The 21182-nt window shown below is 68.9% G+C and carries 22 protein-coding genes and 1 pseudogene; 16 read left to right on the forward strand and 7 right to left on the reverse strand.

The genetic code is table 11. The features are described from left to right. Positions 1–126: 126 nt before the first annotated feature. From AC1DSZ_RS09560 to AC1DSZ_RS09575, 4 genes are all read left to right on the forward strand, one after another. Positions 127–780, forward strand: coding sequence for a low affinity iron permease family protein (locus AC1DSZ_RS09560; protein ID WP_476838135.1), 654 nt, complete (start codon positions 127–129; stop codon positions 778–780). A 174-nt stretch (positions 781–954) separates the two neighbouring features. After that, positions 955–1260: a hypothetical protein gene (locus AC1DSZ_RS09565; protein ID WP_476838136.1), complete on the forward strand. Its 306-nt coding sequence runs from the start codon at positions 955–957 to the stop codon at positions 1258–1260. A 337-nt stretch (positions 1261–1597) separates the two neighbouring features. Beyond that, a complete protein-coding gene (locus AC1DSZ_RS09570; RefSeq protein WP_188518970.1) occupies positions 1598–1756 on the forward strand; it encodes a DUF3309 family protein in 159 nt (52 codons plus the stop codon). 27 nt (positions 1757–1783) lie between these two features. Further along, a complete protein-coding gene (locus AC1DSZ_RS09575; protein WP_476838137.1) occupies positions 1784–2131 on the forward strand; it encodes a hypothetical protein in 348 nt (115 codons plus the stop codon). 90 nt (positions 2132–2221) lie between these two features. Here the strand turns inward: AC1DSZ_RS09575 and AC1DSZ_RS09580 are convergent, their stop codons facing one another. After that, the gene (locus tag AC1DSZ_RS09580; RefSeq protein ID WP_476838138.1) at positions 2222–3034 is read right to left on the reverse strand and encodes a response regulator; all 813 of its coding nucleotides are present in this window, start codon (positions 3032–3034) and stop codon (positions 2222–2224) included. A 162-nt stretch (positions 3035–3196) separates the two neighbouring features. Here AC1DSZ_RS09580 and AC1DSZ_RS09585 point away from each other — a divergent pair, with 162 nt between their 5' ends. The 7 genes from AC1DSZ_RS09585 (at position 3197) to AC1DSZ_RS09615 (ending at position 9103) form a co-directional block, all read left to right on the forward strand. Then, entirely contained in the window at positions 3197–3412 is a 216-nt protein-coding gene (locus tag AC1DSZ_RS09585; protein ID WP_476838139.1) for a NepR family anti-sigma factor, read from the forward strand. Then, positions 3409–3981 (forward strand): sigma-70 family RNA polymerase sigma factor, encoded by a 573-nt coding sequence (locus AC1DSZ_RS09590; protein WP_188518967.1) that lies wholly within the window; start codon positions 3409–3411, stop codon positions 3979–3981. The genes AC1DSZ_RS09585 and AC1DSZ_RS09590 overlap by 4 nt, the downstream gene beginning before the upstream one ends. A 148-nt stretch (positions 3982–4129) precedes the next feature. Further along, positions 4130–4576, forward strand: a complete 447-nt coding sequence (gene lysM, locus AC1DSZ_RS09595) for a peptidoglycan-binding protein LysM (protein ID WP_476838140.1) — start codon at positions 4130–4132, stop codon at positions 4574–4576. 119 nt (positions 4577–4695) lie between these two features. Next, positions 4696–5037, forward strand: a complete 342-nt coding sequence (locus AC1DSZ_RS09600; protein ID WP_476838141.1) for a rhodanese-like domain-containing protein — start codon at positions 4696–4698, stop codon at positions 5035–5037. Positions 5038–5098: 61 nt separating this feature from the next. After that, positions 5099–7414 carry a xanthine dehydrogenase family protein molybdopterin-binding subunit gene (locus tag AC1DSZ_RS09605; RefSeq protein ID WP_476838142.1) on the forward strand — a complete coding sequence of 772 codons (2316 nt, stop codon included), beginning with the start codon at positions 5099–5101 and terminating at the stop codon, positions 7412–7414. A 164-nt stretch (positions 7415–7578) separates the two neighbouring features. Next, positions 7579–8016 carry a c-type cytochrome gene (locus AC1DSZ_RS09610; RefSeq protein WP_476838143.1) on the forward strand — a complete coding sequence of 146 codons (438 nt, stop codon included), beginning with the start codon at positions 7579–7581 and terminating at the stop codon, positions 8014–8016. Between the two features lie 145 nt (positions 8017–8161). Beyond that, positions 8162–9103: a c-type cytochrome gene (locus AC1DSZ_RS09615; protein ID WP_476838144.1), complete on the forward strand. Its 942-nt coding sequence runs from the start codon at positions 8162–8164 to the stop codon at positions 9101–9103. A 305-nt stretch (positions 9104–9408) separates the two neighbouring features. On the opposite strand, the gene AC1DSZ_RS09620 is transcribed toward AC1DSZ_RS09615, so the two are convergent. From AC1DSZ_RS09620 to AC1DSZ_RS09635, 4 genes are all read right to left on the reverse strand, one after another. Then, positions 9409–10026, reverse strand: coding sequence for a helix-turn-helix domain-containing protein (locus tag AC1DSZ_RS09620; protein WP_476838145.1), 618 nt, complete (start codon positions 10024–10026; stop codon positions 9409–9411). A gap of 135 nt (positions 10027–10161) precedes the next feature. Further along, positions 10162–11373 (reverse strand): MFS transporter, encoded by a 1212-nt coding sequence (locus AC1DSZ_RS09625; protein WP_476838146.1) that lies wholly within the window; start codon positions 11371–11373, stop codon positions 10162–10164. Next, the gene (locus tag AC1DSZ_RS09630; RefSeq protein ID WP_476838147.1) at positions 11370–12299 is read right to left on the reverse strand and encodes a DMT family transporter; all 930 of its coding nucleotides are present in this window, start codon (positions 12297–12299) and stop codon (positions 11370–11372) included. The genes AC1DSZ_RS09625 and AC1DSZ_RS09630 overlap by 4 nt, the downstream gene beginning before the upstream one ends. Positions 12300–12493: 194 nt before the next feature. Next, positions 12494–13354 carry a hypothetical protein gene (locus AC1DSZ_RS09635; protein WP_476838148.1) on the reverse strand — a complete coding sequence of 287 codons (861 nt, stop codon included), beginning with the start codon at positions 13352–13354 and terminating at the stop codon, positions 12494–12496. 154 nt (positions 13355–13508) lie between these two features. Between AC1DSZ_RS09635 and AC1DSZ_RS09640 the strand changes: the two genes are divergently transcribed. Then, positions 13509–14702 carry an MFS transporter gene (locus tag AC1DSZ_RS09640; RefSeq protein WP_476838149.1) on the forward strand — a complete coding sequence of 398 codons (1194 nt, stop codon included), beginning with the start codon at positions 13509–13511 and terminating at the stop codon, positions 14700–14702. Here AC1DSZ_RS09640 and dgcA read toward each other — a convergent pair. After that, positions 14654–15640 (reverse strand): N-acetyl-D-Glu racemase DgcA, encoded by a 987-nt coding sequence (gene dgcA, locus AC1DSZ_RS09645; protein ID WP_476838150.1) that lies wholly within the window; start codon positions 15638–15640, stop codon positions 14654–14656. The genes AC1DSZ_RS09640 and dgcA overlap by 49 nt on opposite strands. Positions 15641–15849: 209 nt before the next feature. Here dgcA and AC1DSZ_RS09650 point away from each other — a divergent pair, with 209 nt between their 5' ends. The 4 genes from AC1DSZ_RS09650 (at position 15850) to AC1DSZ_RS09665 (ending at position 19787) form a co-directional block, all read left to right on the forward strand. Further along, positions 15850–16983 (forward strand): ABC transporter permease, encoded by a 1134-nt coding sequence (locus tag AC1DSZ_RS09650; protein WP_476838151.1) that lies wholly within the window; start codon positions 15850–15852, stop codon positions 16981–16983. Between the two features lie 125 nt (positions 16984–17108). Further along, positions 17109–17825 carry an ABC transporter ATP-binding protein gene (locus AC1DSZ_RS09655; protein WP_371875813.1) on the forward strand — a complete coding sequence of 239 codons (717 nt, stop codon included), beginning with the start codon at positions 17109–17111 and terminating at the stop codon, positions 17823–17825. Positions 17826–17829: 4 nt separating this feature from the next. Further along, a complete protein-coding gene (locus tag AC1DSZ_RS09660) occupies positions 17830–19143 on the forward strand; it encodes an MlaD family protein (protein ID WP_476838152.1) in 1314 nt (437 codons plus the stop codon). A 35-nt stretch (positions 19144–19178) separates the two neighbouring features. Continuing rightward, on the forward strand, positions 19179–19787 hold the full coding sequence (locus AC1DSZ_RS09665) for an ABC-type transport auxiliary lipoprotein family protein (protein ID WP_476838153.1): 609 nt from the start codon (positions 19179–19181) through the stop codon (positions 19785–19787). Positions 19788–20448: 661 nt separating this feature from the next. Here the strand turns inward: AC1DSZ_RS09665 and AC1DSZ_RS09670 are convergent. Continuing rightward, a pseudogene (locus AC1DSZ_RS09670) lies at positions 20449–21182 on the reverse strand (hypothetical protein); the annotation flags it as partial.

The following is a 21182-nucleotide window of genomic DNA, read 5'->3' on the forward strand; positions in this document are numbered from 1 at the left end:
TGTGTGCGGACCCGTTCCCGCATTGCGGATTCGTAATGGAACAGCCACAAGGGTGCGACGTTCCACCACACCCGGGGCGCAAAGTCGTCGCAAGAACACGCCCGGGTTGGCGGGAGTGTCTCGACGATGTCGTTCAAGTTTTCAGCCTTCGCCTCGAAGACCAGCAAGTTCGCCGGGAACCCGATGACCTTCGTGGGGTCGTGCGCGCTGATCCTGCTTTGGGCCGTCACGGGCCCGTTGTTCCATTATTCGGACACGTGGCAGCTCGCGATCAACACCGGGACGACGATCATCACCTTCCTGATGGTGTTCCTGATCCAGAATACGCAAAACCGGGAGTCGGCCTCCATCCAGATCAAGCTCGACGAGCTCATTCGCGCGACCCATTCGGCGCGCAACACGCTGCTCGACCTGGAAGAGATGTCGGAGGATCAGCTCAACACGCTGCTGGCCCGGTATCGTGACGTCGCCAAGCAGGCGCGCGACCCGAATGTCGAGGACATCAAGGAACTCGGCCGGCCCGAAGTGGTGGCGGCCCTCGAAGAAGAAGTGGAATCCGCCGCCAAGGCGCCGGCGGATTCTCCGGAGCGCAGCGAGCGGCTGAAGACCGCGGCGATCCGCGCCGTCGGGGTCGCGGCCGAGGACGTGCTCGGGGCCGCGCCGCCTTCGGGAAAGGGGCTGCGCAAAGCGGCCGAAGAGCGCGAAGCCGAAGGTGGCGAGGCGGAGAGTGCGCCAGCGCCGGCCCGCGCGGCTCGAAAGTCATCGTCCCGGCGCAACTAGGTCCGGGGGCGAAGACCTGAAAGTACAAACCTCCCACCCGCCGTCGCGCCGTCGGCGGGGGCCCCACGGAATCGAGGCGGCGGCTGGCGAGCGATGTGCGCCAACGCGCATCGGCGACGCGGGAACCTCCCTAGAGTCGCGGCGTTGTCGAATGCATCTACACGGAGATCAAAGATGAACGCGTCGCGAATTCTTCCCACCGTCGCTTTCTCGGTCGCGGTCTCCTTCTTCTTCGTGCCGCCCGTCATCGCGGTGGTCAAGAACGCGCCGGCAGCCGCGAAAGCCAGCGCCCCGGCGGCCAGCCTCATCGTGGCGAGCACGCCGGTCGCGATGACCCCCGTCCGCGCGAAGGCGCAGCAGGACGGCGTCTGCGCGCCCACCAGCGCCACCACGTCGGCTCCCGAGCAGGACGCGTCCGCCAAGGGCGCAAAGCGCTCACCCTGGAACCCCTGGGTCGTCGCTTCGCTGGAAGCGCACTGATCCCCGGCTTGTGGGTCCCGAGCGGGAACTCGGGACCGCATGTCGTGTTGGAGTAGCAAGGCACGGTTCGGGCTAGAACGCCCCCTCCCGCCCGATCGAACCGCGCCAAACGGGATCCGCAGCACCAGTTGCGGGTCCCGTTCTCGTTGGTGCGCGGAGTAGACGCGCTGGAGCGTCGAACCGTTTTTACTTTGAATACGGCCTGCGGCAGCCGGCCGCAGGTTGCAGGAACCTTCCCGATACCCTGAACGTTGCCGCAGGGATCGTGGTTCTCACGCCGGGAACCGAGGCAACAACAAGCGGACCGCAAGGCCGCACACGTTCAGGAGAATTCATCATGGGCATCAGCACAATCCTGCTGATCATCCTCATCCTGCTGTTGATCGGCGCCGTGCCGAGCTGGCCGCACAGCCGCGGCTGGGGCTACGGACCGTCCGGCATCCTGGGCGTGGTCATCCTGATCGTGATCGTCCTGCTGCTGACCGGCAGGCTCTGACCTTCAAGACTCTCATAGGAGACGCGCGTGACTGATTTCGACAGCACGGTTGGCGGCGGCGCGGACGACGTCAAGGACGATTTGACGAAGCTGCGCTCCGACCTTGGCAAGTTGAGCGACACTGTCGCCCAGCTCGTGAAGGAAGAGGCTGCGGCCCAGGCCGGGAAGGTCCGCGAGGCCGTCGGCACGGCCCGCGGGCAGGTCACGGACGCGGCCGGCAGCATCGCGCGCGCCGGCAGCGGCATCGCCGAGGACACGCAGGCGAGGCTCGAGACGCTGAGCTCCGAGCTGGAGGAATCGGTTCGCCGCAGCCCCCTGACGGCGCTCGTGGCCGCCGGCGTCGCCGGCATGATCATCGGGATGATCACCCGCTGAAACGAAGAAGGCGCCCGTCACGAACGAGCGCCTTCGCAATCTTTTCGATAGAAAAGCCGTTCCGCCGTTGCGGAGCGGCTTTTTTTTCGTTCAGGCCGGAATGGCGGCCTTATCGGTGCGCTGCGCGCGCCGCTGGAAGAACAGCGCCTGGCTGATCACGGCCTTCACGGTGTCGGTGAGGAACGGCTTGGTGATCAGGAAGGCCGGTTCCGGCCGGGTGCCGGTGAGGAAGCGCTCCGGATAGGCGGTGATGAAGATCACCGGCACTTCGATGGCGCCCAGGATCTCGTTCACGGCCTCCAGGCCCGACGAGCCATCGGCGAGCTGGATGTCGGCCAGGATCAGGCCCGGCCGAAGCTTCTGGATGGAGGCCACGGCTTCCTTGTGGGTGCGGGCGACGTCCACCACCCGGTGGCCGAGATCCTCCACGAGGCTCTGCAGGTCGAGCGCGATCAGCGGCTCGTCCTCGATAATCAGCACATCCGTCTTGATCTGGTCCGCGAGCTCGCGGCCGGCGGCGTCCAGCAGCGCCTGTGCCTCGCCAAGCGAGCAGTCCAGCGTCTGCGCGACCTCGGCGGTGCTGAAGCCTTCCAGCGAGCGCAGCAGGAAGGCGATGCGGGAGCGCGGCGTCATGGCGTCCAGGCTGCGCTGCGCGCCGAGCTCCACGGCGGGGAGGCCGGGATCGACCTGGGCGTTGATCGGCACCGAGCGCCACACTTCGAGCAGCAGCCGGTAGAGGGCGATCCGGACGTCGCCATTCAAATCGATGCGCGACGGATCGGAGACGATCGACTCCAGTGTCGCCTGAACATAAACGTCGCCGATGCGTTGATTGCCTGTCAAAGCGCGCGCAAAGCGACGCATAAACGGCAGATGTGGTGAGATGGCCTGAGAAATCGGCATAACGCCCCCAATGATGCCCGTGCCTAGGCGCGGCATTGGGCCACAACGTACGGCTGAAAAAAAGGTTCCAGCGTTCCGGGAACCGTACACCCGATCATGCGTTGTGGCTGCGATCAATCCTGCTGTGCGGGACAGTTGTCCCGTGCTCCCCGGAGGGTGGCAATGACGCAAAACAAGAGTGCTCTGCACTCGGATCCCGCAGGTGCGGATCCGGTGGCTGTCGGCCGTGAGTCGACGCCCGGAATGGTTCCGCAGATCCAGGATCACATCGGCCGTCAGCTGAGGGCGGTGTACGACGAGGTGCTGAACCAGCCGGTTCCCGATCGCTTCAAGGAGCTCATGGACAAGCTCGACGAGAAGCTTGGAGAGCAGGAATGAATCCGCAAGGCAGCGCCAGCCTGAAAGCCGAGCTACTCGGGGCGATCCCCAGCCTGCGCGCCTTTGCGATGTCGCTCTCCGGCAACATCGATCGCGCCGACGACCTCGTTCAGGAAACTCTCGTGAAGGCCTGGAGCAATCTGGGATCGTTCACGGAGGGCACGAACATGTCGGCCTGGCTGTTCACGATCCTGCGCAACATCTTCTATTCCGAGTACCGCAAGCGCCGCCGCGAGGTGGCCGATCCGGAAGGCCAGATCGCCGCCCGGCTCGCGTCCGCGCCGTCGCAGAACTCGCACATGGATTTCCTCGACTTCCAGAACGCGCTGCAGCAGCTCTCGCCCGACCAGCGCGAAGCGCTGATCCTGGTGGGCGCCTCCGGCATGTCCTACGAGGAAGCCGCCGACATCTGCGGTTGCGCGGTCGGCACCATGAAGAGCCGCGTGAACCGGGCCCGCAATCGCCTGGGGCAGTTGCTCTCCACGGCGGCCGACGGCGAATTCGATGGGGATTCGATCTGGAACCCCGCCGAACCCGCGATGGAAAAGATGCTCCGCGCCGGCGAATAGTTTTTTCGCCACGCTGACGGACCAGCCCGCGCCATTCGCGCGGGCTTTTTCGTGCCCGGTCGGGCTACTCGCCCCATGGTTGCTTGTTTGAACCCCGGCGCATGTGCCCTATCTCTTCATCGATCGACAACACAAAGGGAGTGGGACCATGGGCCTGTTCAAGTTCATCAAGGACGCCGGCGAGAAGCTGTTCGGCGCGACGCCCGCCGCCGCCGCGCAGCCGGATGCGCTGCAAAAGGAAGTCGCCAAGCACGGCCTCGGCGGCGACGGCATCCAGGTCACAGTCGAGGGCGACAAGGTGAAGGTGTCCGGCAAGGCGATGTCCACCGCCGACGCCGAGAAGATCATCCTGGCGCTCGGCAACACGCAGGGCGTGGCCGAGGTGGAGAGCGACCTGATTGTCAACAACGAGACGGCCGCCTCCAACATGTACACGGTCGTCAAGGGCGACACGCTCTGGGCCATCGCCGAGAAGCAGTACGGCAAGGGCAAGGGCAGCCACTACAACGAGATCTTCGAGGCTAACAAGCCGATGCTGACCCACCCGGACAAGATCTATCCGGGCCAGGTGCTGCGGATTCCGCCGCTCGCCTGATGCGATCCGGGGCGCGCCCACAAGGCGCGCCCCTTTTGCTTGGCGGGGCGCGCAGGGCTCTGGCCAAGCCGACCGAATGGGCTAAAGTCCGGTCCGGAAACGTTCGAGGACTGGCGCGCATGTTCGGATTTGGCCGCGGACCCAAGGTCGAGAATCTCGGGATCGAGGACATCAAGAAGGGGCTGGCGGACGGCTCCATCCTGCTGGTGGACGTGCGCGAGCCGAACGAATGGGAAGCCGGACACATCGCCGGCGCGGTTCTGTTTCCGCTGTCCACCTTCGACGCCGCGGCGCTGCCCGATCCGCAGGGCAGGCGCATCGTTTTCTCCTGCCGCTCCGGCAAGCGCTCCCTGACCGCCGCCGCGGCCGCCGCGGCCGGCGGCGTCACGGTCGACGCCCATTACGCCGGCGGCATGCTGGACTGGGTCCAGCACGGCGAACCCGTCGTGACGGGTCCCTGACCGCGCCCATCTTCCAGTTGCGTCCTCCCATACCCCCATTCGCTCCGCTTCGAGGATCACCATGACCGTCAAGAAGTTCGGCATCGGACAGCCGCTCCGCCGCGTCGAGGACCAGCGCCTGCTGACCGGGGGCGGCAACTACACGGCCGACTACCAGCCCGAGCGCCAGCTCGAGGCCGTGCTGCTGCGCAGCCCCTACGCGCATGCGCGCTTCACCTTCTCGGACCTCGAGACCGCGCGCGCCATGAAGGGCGTGAAGCTGATCCTCACGCATGAGGATCTGGCGCATCTGGGCGACGTGCCCTGCCAGGCGGCCCTGCCCAACAGCGACGGCACGCAGAACCACGTCGCCCACATCCCGGTGCTCGCCAAGGGCGTCGCCAAGCATGTCGGCGACGCGGTGGCCTTCGTGGTGGCCGAGACCGTGAACCAGGCCAAGGACGCCGCCGAGGCGATCGGGGTGAGCTGGGAGCAGCTCCCGGCCGCCGTCGACCTGCGCGCCGCGCTGGAGAAGGGCTCGCCGTCGGTCTGGAGCGAGCAGCCGGACAACGTCTCGTTCGACGCCGAGATGGGCGACAAGGCCAAGGTGGACGCCATCTTCGCCGGCGCGGCCAAGGTCGTGCGGATCGAGGTGGAGAACAACCGCCTGATCACCAACTACATGGAGACGCGCGGCGTCATCGCCGAGTACGACGCCAAGGCGAAGAGCTACACGCTGACGCTCTCCAGCCAGGGCGTGCACGGTATCCGCGACACGCTGGCCGCGCAGGTTTTGAAGATCAAGCCGGAGAACATCCGGGTCGTCACCGGCGACGTCGGCGGCGGCTTCGGCACCAAGACGTTCTGCTATCGCGAGTATCCGCTGGCCGCCGAGGCCGCCAAGCGGCTGAAGCGCCCGGTGCGCTGGATCGCGGACCGTGGCGACCACTTCATGGGCGACGCGCAGGGCCGCTCCAACTACGCGGTGGGCGAAGTCGCGATGGACAAGGCCGGCAAGTTCCTGGCCATGCGCTTCGACATCCTGGGCGAGATCGGCGCCTATTGCTCGCAATACGGCCCCTACATCCCGTATCTGGGCGGCACCATGATGACGGGCGTCTATCGCACGCCGGCCCTGCATGTGCGCGTGCGCGGCGTCTACACCAACACGGTGCCGGTGGACGCCTACCGGGGCGCGGGCCGGCCGGAAGCCGCCTATCTGCTGGAGCGCCTCGTCGACCGCGCCGCGCGCGAGACCGGCATGAAGCCCGAGCAGATCCGCCGCAAGAACTTCATTCCGGCCAGCGCCATGCCGTACAGCACGCCGATCGGCGACCGCACCTACGACACGGGCGACTTCGACGGCCACATGACCCGCGCCATGGAGGCGGCCGACTGGGCCGGCTTCAAGGACCGCGCCCGCGCGGCCCGCAAGGAGAACAAGATCCGCGGCGTCGGCATGGCGACCTATATCGAGTGCACCGCCTGGGGCGAGGGCGAGGACGTCGAGATCCGGCTGGAGACCGACGGCACCGTGACGGTGTATTCGGGCACGCAGTCCAACGGGCAGGGCCACGCCACCGCCTATGCGCAGTTCGCCTCGCAGCATCTCGACATCCCGCTGGAGCGCATCAAGGTGATCCAGGGCGACACCCAGTCGGTGAAGACCGGCCACGGCACGGGCGGCTCGCGCTCGATCCCGGTCGGCGGCGTGTCGGTGTTCGTCGCATCCGAGAAGCTGGCCGAGAAGCTGAAGGACCTCGCGTCGCAGAAGCTCGAGGCCAGCGTGTCGGACCTGGAGGTCGCGGATGGGGGCGTCCGCGTGGTCGGCACCGACCGGCGCATCGACTTCGTCGACCTCGCAAACCTGCCGGAAGCCACCCGGGAGGCGCGGACCGGGGAGGGCGACTTCACGCCCCCCAACGCGACTTACCCGAACGGCACCCACATCGCCGAGGTCGAGATCGACCTCGACACCGGCGTCGCCAAGGTGGTGCGCTACACCATCTGCGACGACTTCGGCATCGCGGTGAACCCCATGCTGCTGGCCGGCCAGGTGCATGGCGGCGTCGTGCAGGGCATCGGGCAGGCGCTGCTGGAAAAGACCGTGTTCGACGCGGAAGGGCAGCTCGTCACCGCGAGCTTCATGGACTACTGCCTGCCGCGCGCCGAGGACGTGCCGTTCCTGCATTTCGAAACCCGGAACGTGCCCTCGACCACGAACCCGCTCGGCATGAAGGGCGCGGGCGAGGCCGGCTCCATCGGCTCGTGCCCGGCCGTCATGAACGCCGTCGTGGACGCGCTCGACCGGGCCTTCGGAGTGCGCGACATGGACATGCCGGCGACGCCGGACCGGCTGTTCGCGGCGATCCAGAGCGCCACCGTGCGGGCGGCCTGAGCAGGCTGCCCGGGCGTCCAACGCGCGCCGATGACGCAAAGTTGATCTTGCACAGACGCAAGATTCGCTTTGCGCCCTCGCGCCTCGCGTTTAGCCCACGCTGACGGCAACCTGCGATTTCTTGCAAACAGAGCCCGTTCGAACGGGTCAGAGGGGAGTATCGGATGCTTCGCATCGTCATCGCCGCCGCCGCCATCGCGATCGGGGCGACCGCCGTCGTCGCCCAGAGCGACGTCATCGCCCAGCGCAAGGACATCATGAAGTCCGTGGGCGGAGCCACCAAGGATCCGGGCGCCATGCTGAAGGGCGAAGTCGCCTTCGACCTCGCCAAGGTGCAGAAGAGCCTCGCGACCTACCAGGACGCGGCCAAGAAGATGCCGGCGCTGTTCCCCGACAATTCCAAGACGGGCGGCGAGACCACTGCGGCGCCGAAGATCTGGGAAGACATGGCGGGCTTCAAGGCCGCTTTCCAGAAGTTCGAGGCGGACGCCACCAAGGCTTCGGCCGAGATCAAGGACGAGGCCAGCTTCAAGGCCAACTTCCCGGCCGTGCTGAAGAACTGCGGCTCGTGCCACGAGAGCTACCGCGTCAAGAAGAGCTGAACGCGCTTTTTTCTCCACGGTCATCCCCGGCCGCGGCGACGCAGCCGCGTAGGGGAAGGGGATCCAGAGCCGCCGCGCTCACTCCTGGATCCCCTTCCCGGCGCTGCGCGCCGCCGGGGATGACGGCGTCATTCGCAGGTCTCAGTTGAAGAAGCTCGCCATCGCCCTCGTGATCCTGGCCGCGCTCGGGGCCGCTGGCTTCTGGCTGCTCACTGCGCCGTTCACCTACGAGGCCCTGCGCGGGGCGCCGGACGTTTCCGTCGCGTCGGCCCCCAATCTGGAGAACGGCAAGACGCTGTTCTATGCGGGCGGCTGCACCTCCTGCCACGCCATTCCGGGACAGGACGACAGGACGAGGCTCGGCGGCGGCCTGGGGCTGCAATCGCCCTTCGGCACGTTCTACGCGCCCAACATCTCGCCTCATCCACGCGACGGCATCGGCGGCTGGACGGTCGCGAGCTTCATCCGCGCCATGCGGGAGGGCGTCTCGCCCGATGGGCGCCACTACTACCCGGCCTTCCCGTATACCTCCTACCAGCGCATGGCGTCGTCGGACCTCGCCGACGTCTTCGCCTTCCTGAAGACGCTCCCGCCCGTGGAGGGCCGGGTGCGCGACCACGACCTGCCCTTCCCGTTCAACCTGCGCCGTGGGCTCGGGCTGTGGAAGCTCGCTTTCCTGGACGGCAAGCCGATCCAGCCCGATCCGGCCAAGAGCGCCGAATGGAACCGCGGCCGCTACCTGGTGGAAGGTCCCGGCCACTGCGCCGAGTGCCATTCGCCGCGCGCCTTCACGGGCGCGATCGAGGACGGCAAGCGCTTCTCGGGCGGGCCGGACCCGGAAGGCAAGGGCTTCGTTCCCAACATCACGCAGGACAAGGGCGGGCTGGCGTCGTGGTCGAAGAACGACATCGCCGAGCTGCTGAAAACCGGCTTCACGCCCGAATACGACGCCGTGGGCGGCTCCATGGCGCCGGTGATCAAGAACACGTCCCAACTCAGCGACGCCGACCGCGGCGCAATGGCTGAGTACATCAAGAGCCTGCCCGCCGTCGCGAGCCCGCCAAGGCCGCCGAAAAAAGCGGAGTGAGGCGGTCTCTCGACGCGTAACCCTCTCCCGCGAAGCGGGGGAGGGCAGGGAGCGGGCGGTCGAGCGCCGCCTTCTGCTGACTGTCACATAGCGCAGATTGCCCGGCGGGCCCTCACCCTGTCCCTCTCCCTGTTCCAGGGAGAGGGGACGCGCACGCCCACCGCGCCCTCTTTCCGCGGAGCTTCCCGAAGAACCGCGACGGCTACAACGAGCCGCAATGGGCCCCCTCTCCCTGGCACAGGGAGAGGGCTGGGGTGAGGGCCTTCGTGCGCTAAAATCCCGGACGTGCTAGCGGAGGCCCCTCCTCAGTCCATCACGGCCGCCTTCAGGATACACACCATCGTGGCGTGCCCCGGCGCGGTCGAGACGCAGCGGACGCTGTGGGGGCGGTCGCAGCGGTAGCGCAGGGTTTCGCCCGCCTTGGCGCGCTGGATCTGGTCGCCGACCTCGACCTCGAACTCGCCGTCGATCACCGAAAGGCACTCGATGGAGCCGCGCTGGTGGGCGTCGGAGTCCAGTACGCCGCCGGGCTCGGCCTGGACGTCATACCACTGCAGCCACTCGACAGTCTTGATCCAGCCGATGATGCCGAGGCGCACCTTGCCGTCGTCCGACACCAGGATGGGCGTGTCGCCCTTGGTGGTCTTGTCGATGAAGGGCTCGTCGTCGCCGCTGGAGAGCACGCGCTCGATCGACACGTCGAGCGCCTGCGAGAGGCGCCAGATGGTGGCCAGCGTCGGGTTGGTTTCGTTGCGCTCGATCTGGCTGATGATCGACTTGGCGACGCCGGACTGCTCGGCCAGTTCGGACAACGACAGGTTGTAGGCCTTGCGCAGGCGCTGGATGGTCTTGCCCAGCTGGCCCGACAGGGCGTGCGCGCCGATGTCCAGAACCTTGACCCGCTCGCGGCCTTCGACGCCCATTCGCTTGCTCCCTCAACGCTCGAACTGTTTTGAAAAACGAACGGCTGTTTGTAAAGCCGGAACAGCCCAATCGAGCGCGCATCAGCGCCTTTCTCACAATTCGCCGCCGCGGCGTTCGTTTCAGCGGACCTTTGTTCAGGCTTGCTGGGCGTTGCCGCGCAGAACCGCCAGCAGCAGCATCGCGCCGGCCGCCAGCACGCCGAGGGCGGCGCAGAACGCAACCGCCGCGCCGGGTCCGCCGCCCGACAGCACGAGCGCGAACACGATCGGGGCTGCCGACTTCGTGGCCAGCGCGGGCGCGGCCAGGAGGCCGAGAATCTCGCCGTAGCGGTCGCGCCGAAACAGCGCGAAGGGCACCACGCCGCGCGCGATGGTGATCAGGCCGTTGGACGCGCCATAGACCAGCCCGAACGCGATCGCGACCGCGGTGGACGGCGCCGCGAATGCGAGCAACGCGAAGGCGAAAGGCAGGATCGCGGTGGAGAACACGCCGAGCGCGAGCGCGCTGAGCCGACCGCCAAACAGCAGCTCCAGCAGCCGCGCGCCCACCTGCGCTGGGCCGATGAAGACGCCCGCGAGAACGCCCTGCGCCTCCGTGAGCCCCAACTGGTCGAGCAACCGCACGAGGTGAACCGAGAGGCCACTGGTGACGAGGCCGTGGGCCGAGATCACCAGCGCAAACAGCGCGAAGGCGGTCCAGTCCATGTCGCGCAGCAGGGACGCGCGCGGCGCGGCGTCGGCTGACGCTTTCGCGGCGCGCCGCGGAGCCGTCCCGGGCAGCCCGAAGGCGTGCAGCGGCGCGCAGAGCAGCGCCTGTCCGGCCGCGTGGACGAGGATCACCTGCCGCCAGTCGAGATCGCGCAGCATCCACAGCGTGAGCGGCCACGAGACCGTGGAGGCGAAGCCGCCCGCCAGCGTCAGCAGCGAAATGGCGCGCCGGGTCTGCGGCCCCGCGATCTGCGCCAGCGTGGCGAAGGCGGGGTCATACAGCGCCCCCGCCATCGCGACGCCGATCACCGCCCAGGCGGCGAGATAGGCGAGCGGCCCGTGCGCGAGCGCCAGGAAGCCGAGCCCGGCGGCGCCGATGAGGGATGCGACCGTCATCACCGGCCTGCCGCCATGGCGATCGATCAGCCGCCCGGCCCAGGGCGCGGCCGCGCCGGAGGCGATCATCGCGACGCTGAAGCCGCCGAACACCAGCGCCTCGGACCAGCCGGTCTCGTGGAGGATGCGCGGGCCAACCAGCGCCATGGTGTAGAACAGCGAGCCCCAGGCGGCGATCTGGGTGACGCCCAGGGTGAGCAGCGCGCGTAGCAGCGCCCCCGGGGCAGGCGCTTCGGCGGTCATGTCTGGCGCTGGGCCCCGGCTTCGCGCTCGCGGCGGCGGCGATCCTCCAGGCCGAGCTGGCGCTCGCGCCAGATCACGAAGAGGCCCGCCAGGATCACCAGCGTGGCCCCGACCAGCACCAGCGGCTCCGGCACGTCTGCGAAGACCACAAAGCCGACCGCGAGCGCCCAGATCAGGCTCGTATAGTCGAACGGCGCAATCACGCTGGCGGGCGCGAAGCGGTAGCTCGATGTCAGCAGGATCTGGCCGACGCCGCCCGCGATCCCGGCCATCACCAGGATGGCGCCGTCGTGCAAGCTCGGCATGCGCCAGCCGAACACCGCCGTGAGCGCGCCGAACAGCGCCGCGGTGCTGGAGAAGTAGAACACGATCGCGCCGGTCTTCTCGATCTGCGCCAGCCGGCGGATCTCGACCGACGCCACCGCGCCGCAAAAGGCGCCGAGCAGGCCGAACATGGCCCCGACCGCCTGGCCGCCCGAGATGCCGCCGCCGCCCGCCTTGAAGTAGGGGATCATCATGATCAGCATGCCGACAAACCCGACGCCGAGCGCGCTCCAGCGATACACGCGCACGACCTCCTTCAGCACCAGCGCAGCCAGCGCCGTGGTCATCAGCGGTGTCGCGTAGCCGATCGCGGTCGCGTCCGGCAAAGGCAGCAGCGCCAGCGCCGTGAAGCCGCAGAACATCGCCATGGAGCCCGCGAGGCTGCGCCGGAGATGGCCGAAGAACCGGGTGGTCCGCACCGCGTCGATGAGTTCGTTGCGCGACGCGAGCCAGATCAGCAGCGGAACGAGCGCGAAAAACGAACGGAAGAACACGACCTGGCCCGTCGGATAGCCTGCGCCAACCAGTTTGATCAGCGTCGACATCGCCGTGAACGCAAGCGTGGAGATGATCTTGAGGCTGATGCCGAGGAGGGCGTTCACGAGCGGGTCTGGGCTGGCGGACAGGCGGAGCCGACCCTGAGGACGGCGGGCGAGGTGCAAAGCGAGATTGGCCGCCGGGCGGCGACGAGGCTGCCCGCAATGTGATCACAGGCGGCCGAGCGGGGCAAAGCTCCATTGCGCGCAACCGCGTCACGGGGGGCGCATGGCTCGACGGAGCCGCACGTTCCTCTCGCCTAAACGAAGAGCGCCAGCTTCTGCTCGACGCTGAGCGCGTCCACGGCCGCGAACGCCTCGACGCGCGGATCAACGGTGCGCTCCACCCGGGCGGGCGGCGGAGCGGCCGGGCGCTGCTCGGGTGGCGGCCGATCCGCGGCCGGGAGGGCGGGGGGCGCGGGCCTGCGCCGCTCGGTCGGCATCGCGGTCTGGCTGTCGACGAACACCACGTCGTCGCGCATGGCCGGCAGCTTGGCGTCGGGCCGCTGCGCCGGCGCGGCCACGCGGCCGCCGCGGGCGTCGGAGCCCAGCAGCGCCTGGATGCGCCCCTCGATGCCGCGCAACACCGTGATGAGCTGCCGCACGCGCCCGGTCGTCAGCGCGTGGCGGTTCGAGGCGCGGTAGATGTCCTGCGCGTGGCGGTCGAGATCGTCCAGCGCGCCCGCCACCTCGGCGCTCTCGGCGGTCTCACGCAGCGACCAGGCGAGTTCCTGGATCTGCTCGGCCGCGTCGAACGCCTCCGTGTCGGCCAGCTCGGCGGCCGCCACGAGATCGTCGAACGCCTTGTCGGCCACGGGGGCTTCGCCGGCGCCGGCCGCGTCCGCGACGCTGCGGGCGATGTCGTGGCGGGTGCGGGCGATCTTGTCGGCGATGTCGGCGAGGTCGCGCTGAACGCCGACGGCCGGATCGGGCGTGACGTCACGGGCCGACACCGCGCGTTCGATGCGGGCCAGCGAGGCGATGAGGCGCTCCGTCTCGGCGTGCCGGTTGCGCTTGGCGAATTCGGCCAGGAACCAGCGCCCGCGCGACGTTTCCATCACGGCGGCTTCGATTTCCTCGTATTCCACGCTGCTCAGCGGGGTGCTGGGGGTCTCGGCCATGGCGCTCGGTTCGGGCGGCGAATCAGGCGCGCCGCCTCCTCGCTGGCACAGCAACATTTCGCAGGCTGGCGCTCAAGCTTTTCGCCGTGCGGCTCCCCAGCGATCTCGCCGCCCCCTGTCGCGCGGCGGGCTGAAATCATGCTCTATCTCGCGCATGCGGTCCGACACTTCCGTGGCGCTTCGGCTCTCCACTCTCTACGCGGCGACCTTTTTCGGCATCGGAGTGTCGTCCCCGTTCCTGCCCGTGTGGTTTCGCGGGCTGGGCCTTGGTCCGGACCAGATCGCCCTGCTGGTGGCCGCCCCGCTGGTGGTGCGCATCCTGGCCAGCACCTGGACGGCCGGGCTGGCGGATGGGCGGGCCCCGGCGGGGCGCATTCTGGTCGGCGCAAACCTGCTGGTCGGCTTCGGCTATCTCGCGGCGGCGCCGGGCTGGGCGTTTCCGGTGCTGCTCGTGCTGATGGCCAGCATCGCGCTGGCGCAAAGCCCCATCATCCCGCTGTCGGATGTTCTCGCCATCGAGGCCGCCAAGAGCCGGCCGAGGCTGCATTACGGGCGCATCCGGGTTTGGGGCTCGCTCTCGTTCACGCTGGCGACCCTGCTGGCAGGCGCCGCCGTCGGCTGGCTGGGCGCGGCCGTGGTGCCGCTGGCGCTGGGCGCGTCCTATCTGGGCGCCGCCGCCGCGTCTCTCCTGGTCGCGGATCTCGACCGGGACGACGCGCCCCGCCCGGCGCCGCCCAGCGAGGGGCGCTTGCGCCTGCCGGGCGCGCTGGTGCTGGTCATCCTGAGCGCCGCCATGATCCACTCCAGCCATTCGATGATGAACGCCTTCGGGTCGATCTCCTTCGAGGCGGCCGGCGTCTCACCCGCCGGCGTGGGCGGCCTCTGGGCCGTCACCGTGGTGGTGGAGGTCGCGCTGTTTTCCCTGATGGGGCGCGTCGGGGGAGGGCGGGCGCCGCCCTATGGATTTCTGTGCGTCGGCGGCGCGGCGGCCGTGCTGCGCTGGATCGGGATGGGGCTGGAGCCCGGGCCCGGCGCGATCACGCTGCTGCAGCTTCTGCACGGCGCGAGCTTCGGCGCCACGCATCTGGGCACGATCGGGGCCTTCGCGGCGCTGGCGCCGGCGGCCGCCAAGGCGCGGCTGCAAGGCGCGCTCGTGGCCTCCATCTCGCTCGCGTCGGCGCTCGCCACGGTGGCGTCCGGGCCGCTCTATGGCGGCTTCGGCGTCCGCGCGTTTCTGGCGATGGCGCCGATCGCAGCGCTCGGGCTCGTTTTCGCGCTTGCGGCCTGGCGGCTCGCGCCTCAGCCCCAGAGCGCCCGCGAGGGCGGAAACACCAGCCCGCCCTCGTAGCGCAGGCCGGGCTCGCGGTCGCGCGCCAGCAGCAGGGGGCCGTCGAGGTCGACATAGCGCGCGCCGGGGCTCAGCAGCATGGCGGGCGCCATGGCGAGCGAGGTGCCGACCATGCAGCCGACCATGATGTCGAGCCCGGCCGACCGGGCGGCGGCGGCCAGCTCCAGCGCGGCCGTGAGGCCGCCGGTCTTGTCCAGCTTGATGTTGATGGCGTCGTAGCGCTCGGCCGTGGCGGCGAGTTCGGCGAGGCCGTGGGCGCTTTCGTCGGCGCAGAGCGGGATCGGGCTGTCGAGCGTGGCGAGGAGGTCGTCCTGCCCGGCAGGCAGCGGCTGCTCCACCAGGGCGACGCCGGCGGCCGCGCAGGCGGCGAGCTGCGCGGCGATGTCGTCCGGGCGCCAGCCCTCGTTGGCGTCCACCACCAGCACGGCGTCGGGCGCGGCGCGCCGGACCGCCGCGATGCGGGCCACGTCCTCGGCCCCGCCGCCGAGCTTGATCTTGAGGATGGGCCTGTCCGCCGCCTTGGCGGTCGCCTCCGCCATGACGTCCGGCGAGCCGAGGCTGATGGTGAAGCAGGTCGTGGCCGGCGCCACGCGGTCCAGCCCGGCCAGCACATGGGCGGGCACGCCGGTGGTCTTGGCCTCCAGATCCCACAGCGCGCAGTCGACGGCGTTGCGCGCCGCGCCGGCCGGCATGGCCTGCAGCAGCCCGTGGCGGTCGCCGCCGCCTTCCACGAAGGCGCGGGCCGCCTCGATCTGCGCCATCACGCTCTCCACGCTCTCGTCGTAGCGCGCATAGGGCACGCATTCGCCGCGCGCGATCACGCCGCGATCCCCGATCGTCGCGGTGACGACCACGGCCTCGGTGCGCGACCCGCGCGCAATCGTGAACGCGCCCGCAATCGGAAACCGCTCGACCGCGACGGAGAGGCTGCGGGGCATGGGATCACCTCGTGCAATGGAAGCCGGAACCGCTCTAGCGCAGCGCTCGCCGCCGCGCCACCGCCGCGCCATTCGGGGCGCAAGCTGGCCCAAGGGTCACACCATGCGGGAAAACGCTTATCGGTTGTGTTCGCGCCATTCACGCGCCGTCCCAATATGAACTAAAACAGCACAGGCGCCCGCTCCGGGCGCGCGGAACCCGACCCTTCATGGATCCTCTCGCAAACGTGGTGGTGGAACGCAACGGCGCGGAAGCGCGGCTGCGTTTCATCGGACGCTGGACGTCCGAGCAGGCCGCCGCCGTGGAGGAGGAGGCCGGCAAGCTCGCGGGCGAGGCCGAGGGCGCGCAGCGCGTGCTGCTCGACCTTTCGGCCGTGGAGCGGCTGGACACGCTCGGCGCCTGGGTGCTGGACCGGGCGCGGGCTTCGCTGGAGGCGGGCGGCCAGCAGGCCGGCTTCGTCGGGCTGGACGAGCCCAAGCGCATCCTCCTGCAGGAGGTCGCGTATCACGACTTCGGGCAGAAGACCGTGGCGCGAGGCTCGGCCGTGGTCGACATCCTGTCGGATGTGGGCTCGACGGTGTGCGGCGCCGGGCGCGACGTGGTCGGCGGCGTCAGCTTCCTCGGCTCGCTCGTCGCCGCGATGGGGCGGATGATCGTGAACCCGGCGCGGTTCCGCATCACCTCGGTGGTGTTCCACCTGGAGGCGGTGGGCTTCCGCAGCGTGCCGATCATCACGCTGATCTCATTTCTGGTCGGCTGCATCGTGGCGCAGCAGGGCATCTTCCAGCTCAGCAAGTTCGGCGCGACGCCCTTCGTGGTGGACCTCACCGGCATCCTGACCCTGCGCGAGCTGGGCGTGCTGCTCACCTCGATCATGATCGCGGGCCGCTCGGGCTCGGCCTTCACGGCCGAGATCGGCTCCATGAAGATGCGCGAGGAGATCGACGCGCTGCGGGTGATGGGGCTCGACCCCATCGAGGTGCTGGTGGTTCCGCGCATCCTCGCCCTGATGCTGGCGCTGCCGCTGCTCACCTTCCTGGCCAACATCGCCGGCCTGTTCGGCGGCGGCGTCGTCGCCTGGCTCTATGGCAACATCAGCCAGGAGGTGTTCCTCGGCCGGCTGCGCTCCGCCATCGCGTTCAACACCTTCATGGTGGGCATCATCAAGGCGCCCTTCATGGCGCTGGTGATCGGCATTATCGCGTGCATCGAGGGGCTGGCCGTGAAGGGCTCGGCCGAATCGCTGGGACGTCAGGTCACGTCCTCGGTGGTGAAATCCATCTTCATGGTGATCGTGGTCGACGGTCTTTTCGCCATGTTCTTCGCGTCCATCAAATATTGAACATGGCCACCGACGTCCTTCCCCCCAGCGCCCAGCCCGACGGACGCGCCAATGGCGCGGACGCGGAGCGTGAGGTGATCATCTCGGTTCGCGACCTCGTTGTCGGCTTCGGCGACAAGCTGATCATGAACGGGCTCGACCTCGACGTGTATCGGGGCGAGATCCTGGGCTTCGTGGGCGCGTCCGGCACCGGCAAGTCGGTGCTCACCCGCACCATCCTGGGGCTCGTGCCGAAGCGGCGCGGCACGATCGAGGTGTTCGGCCAGAATGTCGACGAGCTCGACGGGCCTGGCCGCAAGGCGATGGAGCGGCGCTGGGGCGTGCTGTTCCAGCAGGGCGCGCTGTTCTCGTCTTTGTCGGTGCGCCAGAACGTTCAGGTGCCGATGCGCGAGCACCTCAAGCTTTCGGACGAGCTCATGGACGAGCTCGCGTTGCTGAAGCTGGAGCTCGTCGGCCTGAAGCCCGAAGTCGCGGACCGGTTTCCGTCCGAGCTCTCGGGCGGCATGATCAAGAGAGTGGCGCTCGCGCGAGCGTTGTCGCTCGATCCCGAAATCGTGTTCCTGGACGAGCCGACGTCCGGCCTCGATCCGATCGGCGCGCAAGACTTCGACGAACTGATCTCGACCTTGCAGAAGACTTTGGGACTCACCGTCTTCATGGTAACGCACGACCTCGGCAGCCTGTATTCGGCGTGCGACCGCATCGCGGCGCTCGGCGACGGAAAGGTGATCGCCGCGGGGCCCATCGAGACGATGCTGAAGTCGGACCATCCGTGGTTGCGGTCCTATTTTCATGGTGAGCGCGCTCGTCACATGACGGGCGAAGCCGCGGCAGGAAGGTAACGGCATGGAGACCCGCGCGAACTACGCGCTCATCGGGCTGTTCACGCTGGCGGTTCTCACCGCCGCGTTCGGATTCGTGTTCTGGTTCTCGGGCAAGGACGCGGGCGCCAAGCTGGCGACCTACCGGATCGTCTTCAACGGATCGGTGTCCGGCCTCTCGCGCGGCGCCCAGGTTCTCTACAACGGCCTGCGCGTCGGCGAGGTGACGTCCATCCAGCTCGCGCCCAACGACCCCAGCAAGGTGATCGCCCGGATCGAGATCGACGCGGCCACGCCCATGAACGTGGACACCAAGGCGCGGCTGGAGTTCCAGGGCCTCACCGGCGTCGCCTCCATCCAGCTCTCCGGCGGCGGACCCGACAGCGCCAAGCTGGTGCAGAACGGAACCGAGCCGCCGGCCATCAACGCCGACCGGTCCGACTTCCAGGACCTGCTCGAAAGCGCCCAGCGGCTGGCCAAGAAAGCCGACGACGTGTTGGGCCGAGCCGACCAGATCCTGGCCGACAACCAGGGCTCCATCAGCGCCACGGTTCGCAACATCGAGACCTTCTCGGGCGCGCTGGCGTCGAATTCCGAGGGCGTGAACAAGTTCCTGTCCTCCACCGGCAACGCGGCCGACAAGATCGCGTCGTTGTCGGTGGACCTGCAGAAGCTCACCGAAACGGTGGACAACGTCGTCAAGGCCGTAAACCCCGAGGACGTCAACAAGGTCGTCGCCAACCTGCAGCAGATCACGAGCTCGGTGGCGGGCGAGAAGGAGCGCATCGCGGCGTTCATCCGCGACGCCTCGACGCTCGCCAGCCGCCTCAACGACACCTCCGTGAAGCTCGACGGCGTGCTGGCGGACGCCGGCCGCACCCTGCGAGCGGTGGACGCGGACAAGATCCAGCGCTCGGTCGACAACGTCGAGAAATTCACGGCCGCGCTCGGCAACAACAGCGAGCGCGTCGACGACGTGATCAAGAACGCCAACGAGCTCACCGCCAAGCTGAACCGCGCCGCCGACCAGGTCGACAGCGTGCTCGCCAGCGTGCGCACGTTCCTGGGTTCCGACGACACCAAGGCGGCGCTGGGCAGCATCGGCGACATGGCGAAATCCGTGCGCGTGCTCGCCGACAACCTCGACAAGCGGACCTCCGAGATCACGGCCGGCATCAACCGCGTGACCGGGCCGGCGCTGCGCGACTACCAGTCGCTCGCCTCCGACGGCAAGCAGGCGCTCGGCGAGCTCAACCGCACTCTTCGCAGCCTGCAGCAGAACCCCCAGCAGTTGCTGTTTGGCGGCAAGCCTTCCCTTCCCGAATATCGGGGCCGTTAGTGTCGACGCCCCCTTGCCCGAGGCCATTCCCCGCCATGCCCGCGTCCCTTTCCCACGCCGCTCCGGCCCGGTTGCGTTCACCCCTCCGGCCCGTGCTGGCGGCGGCCTTCGTGGCGCTCGCGCTGGCGGGGTGCGGCAGCTCGACGCCTTCGGAGGTCTATGACCTGACCGCGCCGGTCGGCGCCGCGCGGCAGAGCCCCGGCCGCAGCCAGCTCGTGGTGGCCGAGCCCACCGCCCTTCAGCCGCTCGAATCCGACCGGATCGTGGTGCGGTCGGCCGATGGGTCGGTGACGTCCGTCGGCGGCGTGCAGTGGTCCGACCGGCTGCCGCGCCTCCTGCAGACGCGGCTCGTGCAGGCTTTTGAAAACCAGGGCAGGGCGGTGGCGCGCGCCGGCGTCGGCGTGAACCCCGACTCCATCGTGCAGACCGACATCCGCTTCTTCGGCGTGAGCGTGAACGGCGGCGCGCAGGCGACCGTCGAGCTCTCGGTGAAGATCGTGAACAACACGTCCGGCAAGATCACGGCCTCGCGCGTGTTCAAGGGCGCGGTTCCGCTCAGCGACATCTCCGGCAAAACCGCCGCCCTGGCCCTCGACCAGGCCGCCAGCCGCGTGTTCGCCGACGTGGTGCGCTGGGCGCGCTGAGGCGCCAATTCTCAGCTTCCTCGCCGTCATTGCGAGCCAGAGGCGAAGCAATCCAGTCTAAAAGGCTGGCGTTAGACTGGATTGCTTCGCTGCGCTCGCAATGACGGCAGGGTGGCCCCGGTCGCTGCACGTGTGTGTCTCGCAGCGAGCCGCCGTCCCCTCATCCTGAGGAGCGTCCCCTCTTGGCGACGCGTCTCGAAGAACGAGGGGCTCCAGAAAGCTGCGTCCTCCAGCCTTCTGGACCCCCTCGTCCTTCGAGACGCAGGCCCAAGCGGGCCTGCTCCTCAGGATGAGGTCATTGGTGGAGCCGGCCACTCCTGCACTCCTCCGAAYGCCTCGCCGTCATTGCGAGCCGGAGGCGAAGCAATCCAGTCTAAAAGGCTGGCGTTAGACTGGATTGCTTCGCTGCGCTCGCAATGACGGGGAGGGTGGCCCCGGTCGCTGCGCTGAAGCGCCACAATCGTCGCGCCGATCCTCCGCCGTCATCCCCGGCGACCTGCGGAGCAGGTCGGGAAGGGTATCCAGGGCCAAGGCGCTCACCACTGGATCCCCTTCCCGGCGCTGCGCGCCGCCGGGGATGACGGAGAGAATTGGGCGCCATAAAGCACAAAAAGGCCCGGGATCGCTCCCGGGCCTTTTGAGCAGGTGACTACGCCGCAGGTCAGTCGAACTTGCCCGAGGCGTGGGCCAGGATGGTGTAGACCTTGCCCTCGTCCGAGGTGAGGATCGAGCGGGTCAGGGTCGAGTTGCGGTCGCCGGGGGCGACTTCGCCGAGCAGCTCCTCGAACTTTTGCACATAGGCGTTCACGGTGTCGCGGAACTCCGGGTCGCGGCGGTAGCGGCGGCGGAATTCGTCGAAGCGCTCCTGGCCCTGCGGCGTGTAGATGCGGCGGCTGAACACGTCGTGCTCGCCGGCCGTGTAGCGGGCCCAGAGCTCCACCGCCTCGTCATGGTCGATCATGCGGGCGATGTCGGTGGAGAGCGAACCCAGCGAGTCGGCCGCGCTGCTGGCCTTGGCGGCCGGCGCGCGCTCGCGCTCCGGCGGGATGGAGGCGCGCAGCTCGGGCTTGCGGGGCGCGGGCGCGTCGTCCTCGACGGAGGCCCGGGCCAGCAGTTCCGACAGCCAGCCGCCGCTCGCACGGCCGGACAGGGCCTCGCGCGGAAGCTCCGGCTGGCGCGCCGGCGCCGGCGCGGCGGGCCGCTGCTGCGGGGCCGGCTCTTCACGACGGGCCTCCTCGCGGCGGGGCTCCTCACGACGGGGCTCCTCACGACGGGGCTCTTCACGACGAGCCTCCTCACGACGCGGCTCCTCGCGGCGCGGCGGCGGGGTAACGAGCACGCTCGGGCGCGCGGCCGCGGCCGGCGGCTCGGGGGCGCGGCGGGGCGCCTCGGGGG

Source organism: Alsobacter sp. P4_H11 (assembly GCF_056400925.1).

Excerpts from the sequence above, each read along its gene's own strand:
- AC1DSZ_RS09560 (WP_476838135.1), top strand. The coding sequence starts at position 127 with ATGTCGTTCAAGTTTTCAGCCTTCGCCTCGAAGACCAGCAAGTTCGCC.
- AC1DSZ_RS09565 (WP_476838136.1), top strand. The coding sequence starts at position 955 with ATGAACGCGTCGCGAATTCTTCCCACCGTCGCTTTCTCGGTCGCGGTC.
- AC1DSZ_RS09570 (WP_188518970.1), top strand. The coding sequence starts at position 1,598 with ATGGGCATCAGCACAATCCTGCTGATCATCCTCATCCTGCTGTTGATC.
- AC1DSZ_RS09580 (WP_476838138.1), bottom strand. The coding sequence starts at position 3,034 with ATGCCGATTTCTCAGGCCATCTCACCACATCTGCCGTTTATGCGTCGC.
- AC1DSZ_RS09585 (WP_476838139.1), top strand. The coding sequence starts at position 3,197 with ATGACGCAAAACAAGAGTGCTCTGCACTCGGATCCCGCAGGTGCGGAT.
- AC1DSZ_RS09590 (WP_188518967.1), top strand. The coding sequence starts at position 3,409 with ATGAATCCGCAAGGCAGCGCCAGCCTGAAAGCCGAGCTACTCGGGGCG.
- lysM (WP_476838140.1), top strand. The coding sequence starts at position 4,130 with ATGGGCCTGTTCAAGTTCATCAAGGACGCCGGCGAGAAGCTGTTCGGC.
- AC1DSZ_RS09600 (WP_476838141.1), top strand. The coding sequence starts at position 4,696 with ATGTTCGGATTTGGCCGCGGACCCAAGGTCGAGAATCTCGGGATCGAG.
- AC1DSZ_RS09605 (WP_476838142.1), top strand. The coding sequence starts at position 5,099 with ATGACCGTCAAGAAGTTCGGCATCGGACAGCCGCTCCGCCGCGTCGAG.
- AC1DSZ_RS09610 (WP_476838143.1), top strand. The coding sequence starts at position 7,579 with ATGCTTCGCATCGTCATCGCCGCCGCCGCCATCGCGATCGGGGCGACC.
- AC1DSZ_RS09620 (WP_476838145.1), bottom strand. The coding sequence starts at position 10,026 with ATGGGCGTCGAAGGCCGCGAGCGGGTCAAGGTTCTGGACATCGGCGCG.
- AC1DSZ_RS09625 (WP_476838146.1), bottom strand. The coding sequence starts at position 11,373 with ATGACCGCCGAAGCGCCTGCCCCGGGGGCGCTGCTACGCGCGCTGCTC.
- AC1DSZ_RS09635 (WP_476838148.1), bottom strand. The coding sequence starts at position 13,354 with ATGGCCGAGACCCCCAGCACCCCGCTGAGCAGCGTGGAATACGAGGAA.
- AC1DSZ_RS09640 (WP_476838149.1), top strand. The coding sequence starts at position 13,509 with ATGCGGTCCGACACTTCCGTGGCGCTTCGGCTCTCCACTCTCTACGCG.
- dgcA (WP_476838150.1), bottom strand. The coding sequence starts at position 15,640 with ATGCCCCGCAGCCTCTCCGTCGCGGTCGAGCGGTTTCCGATTGCGGGC.
- AC1DSZ_RS09650 (WP_476838151.1), top strand. The coding sequence starts at position 15,850 with ATGGATCCTCTCGCAAACGTGGTGGTGGAACGCAACGGCGCGGAAGCG.
- AC1DSZ_RS09655 (WP_371875813.1), top strand. The coding sequence starts at position 17,109 with ATGAACGGGCTCGACCTCGACGTGTATCGGGGCGAGATCCTGGGCTTC.
- AC1DSZ_RS09660 (WP_476838152.1), top strand. The coding sequence starts at position 17,830 with ATGGAGACCCGCGCGAACTACGCGCTCATCGGGCTGTTCACGCTGGCG.
- AC1DSZ_RS09665 (WP_476838153.1), top strand. The coding sequence starts at position 19,179 with ATGCCCGCGTCCCTTTCCCACGCCGCTCCGGCCCGGTTGCGTTCACCC.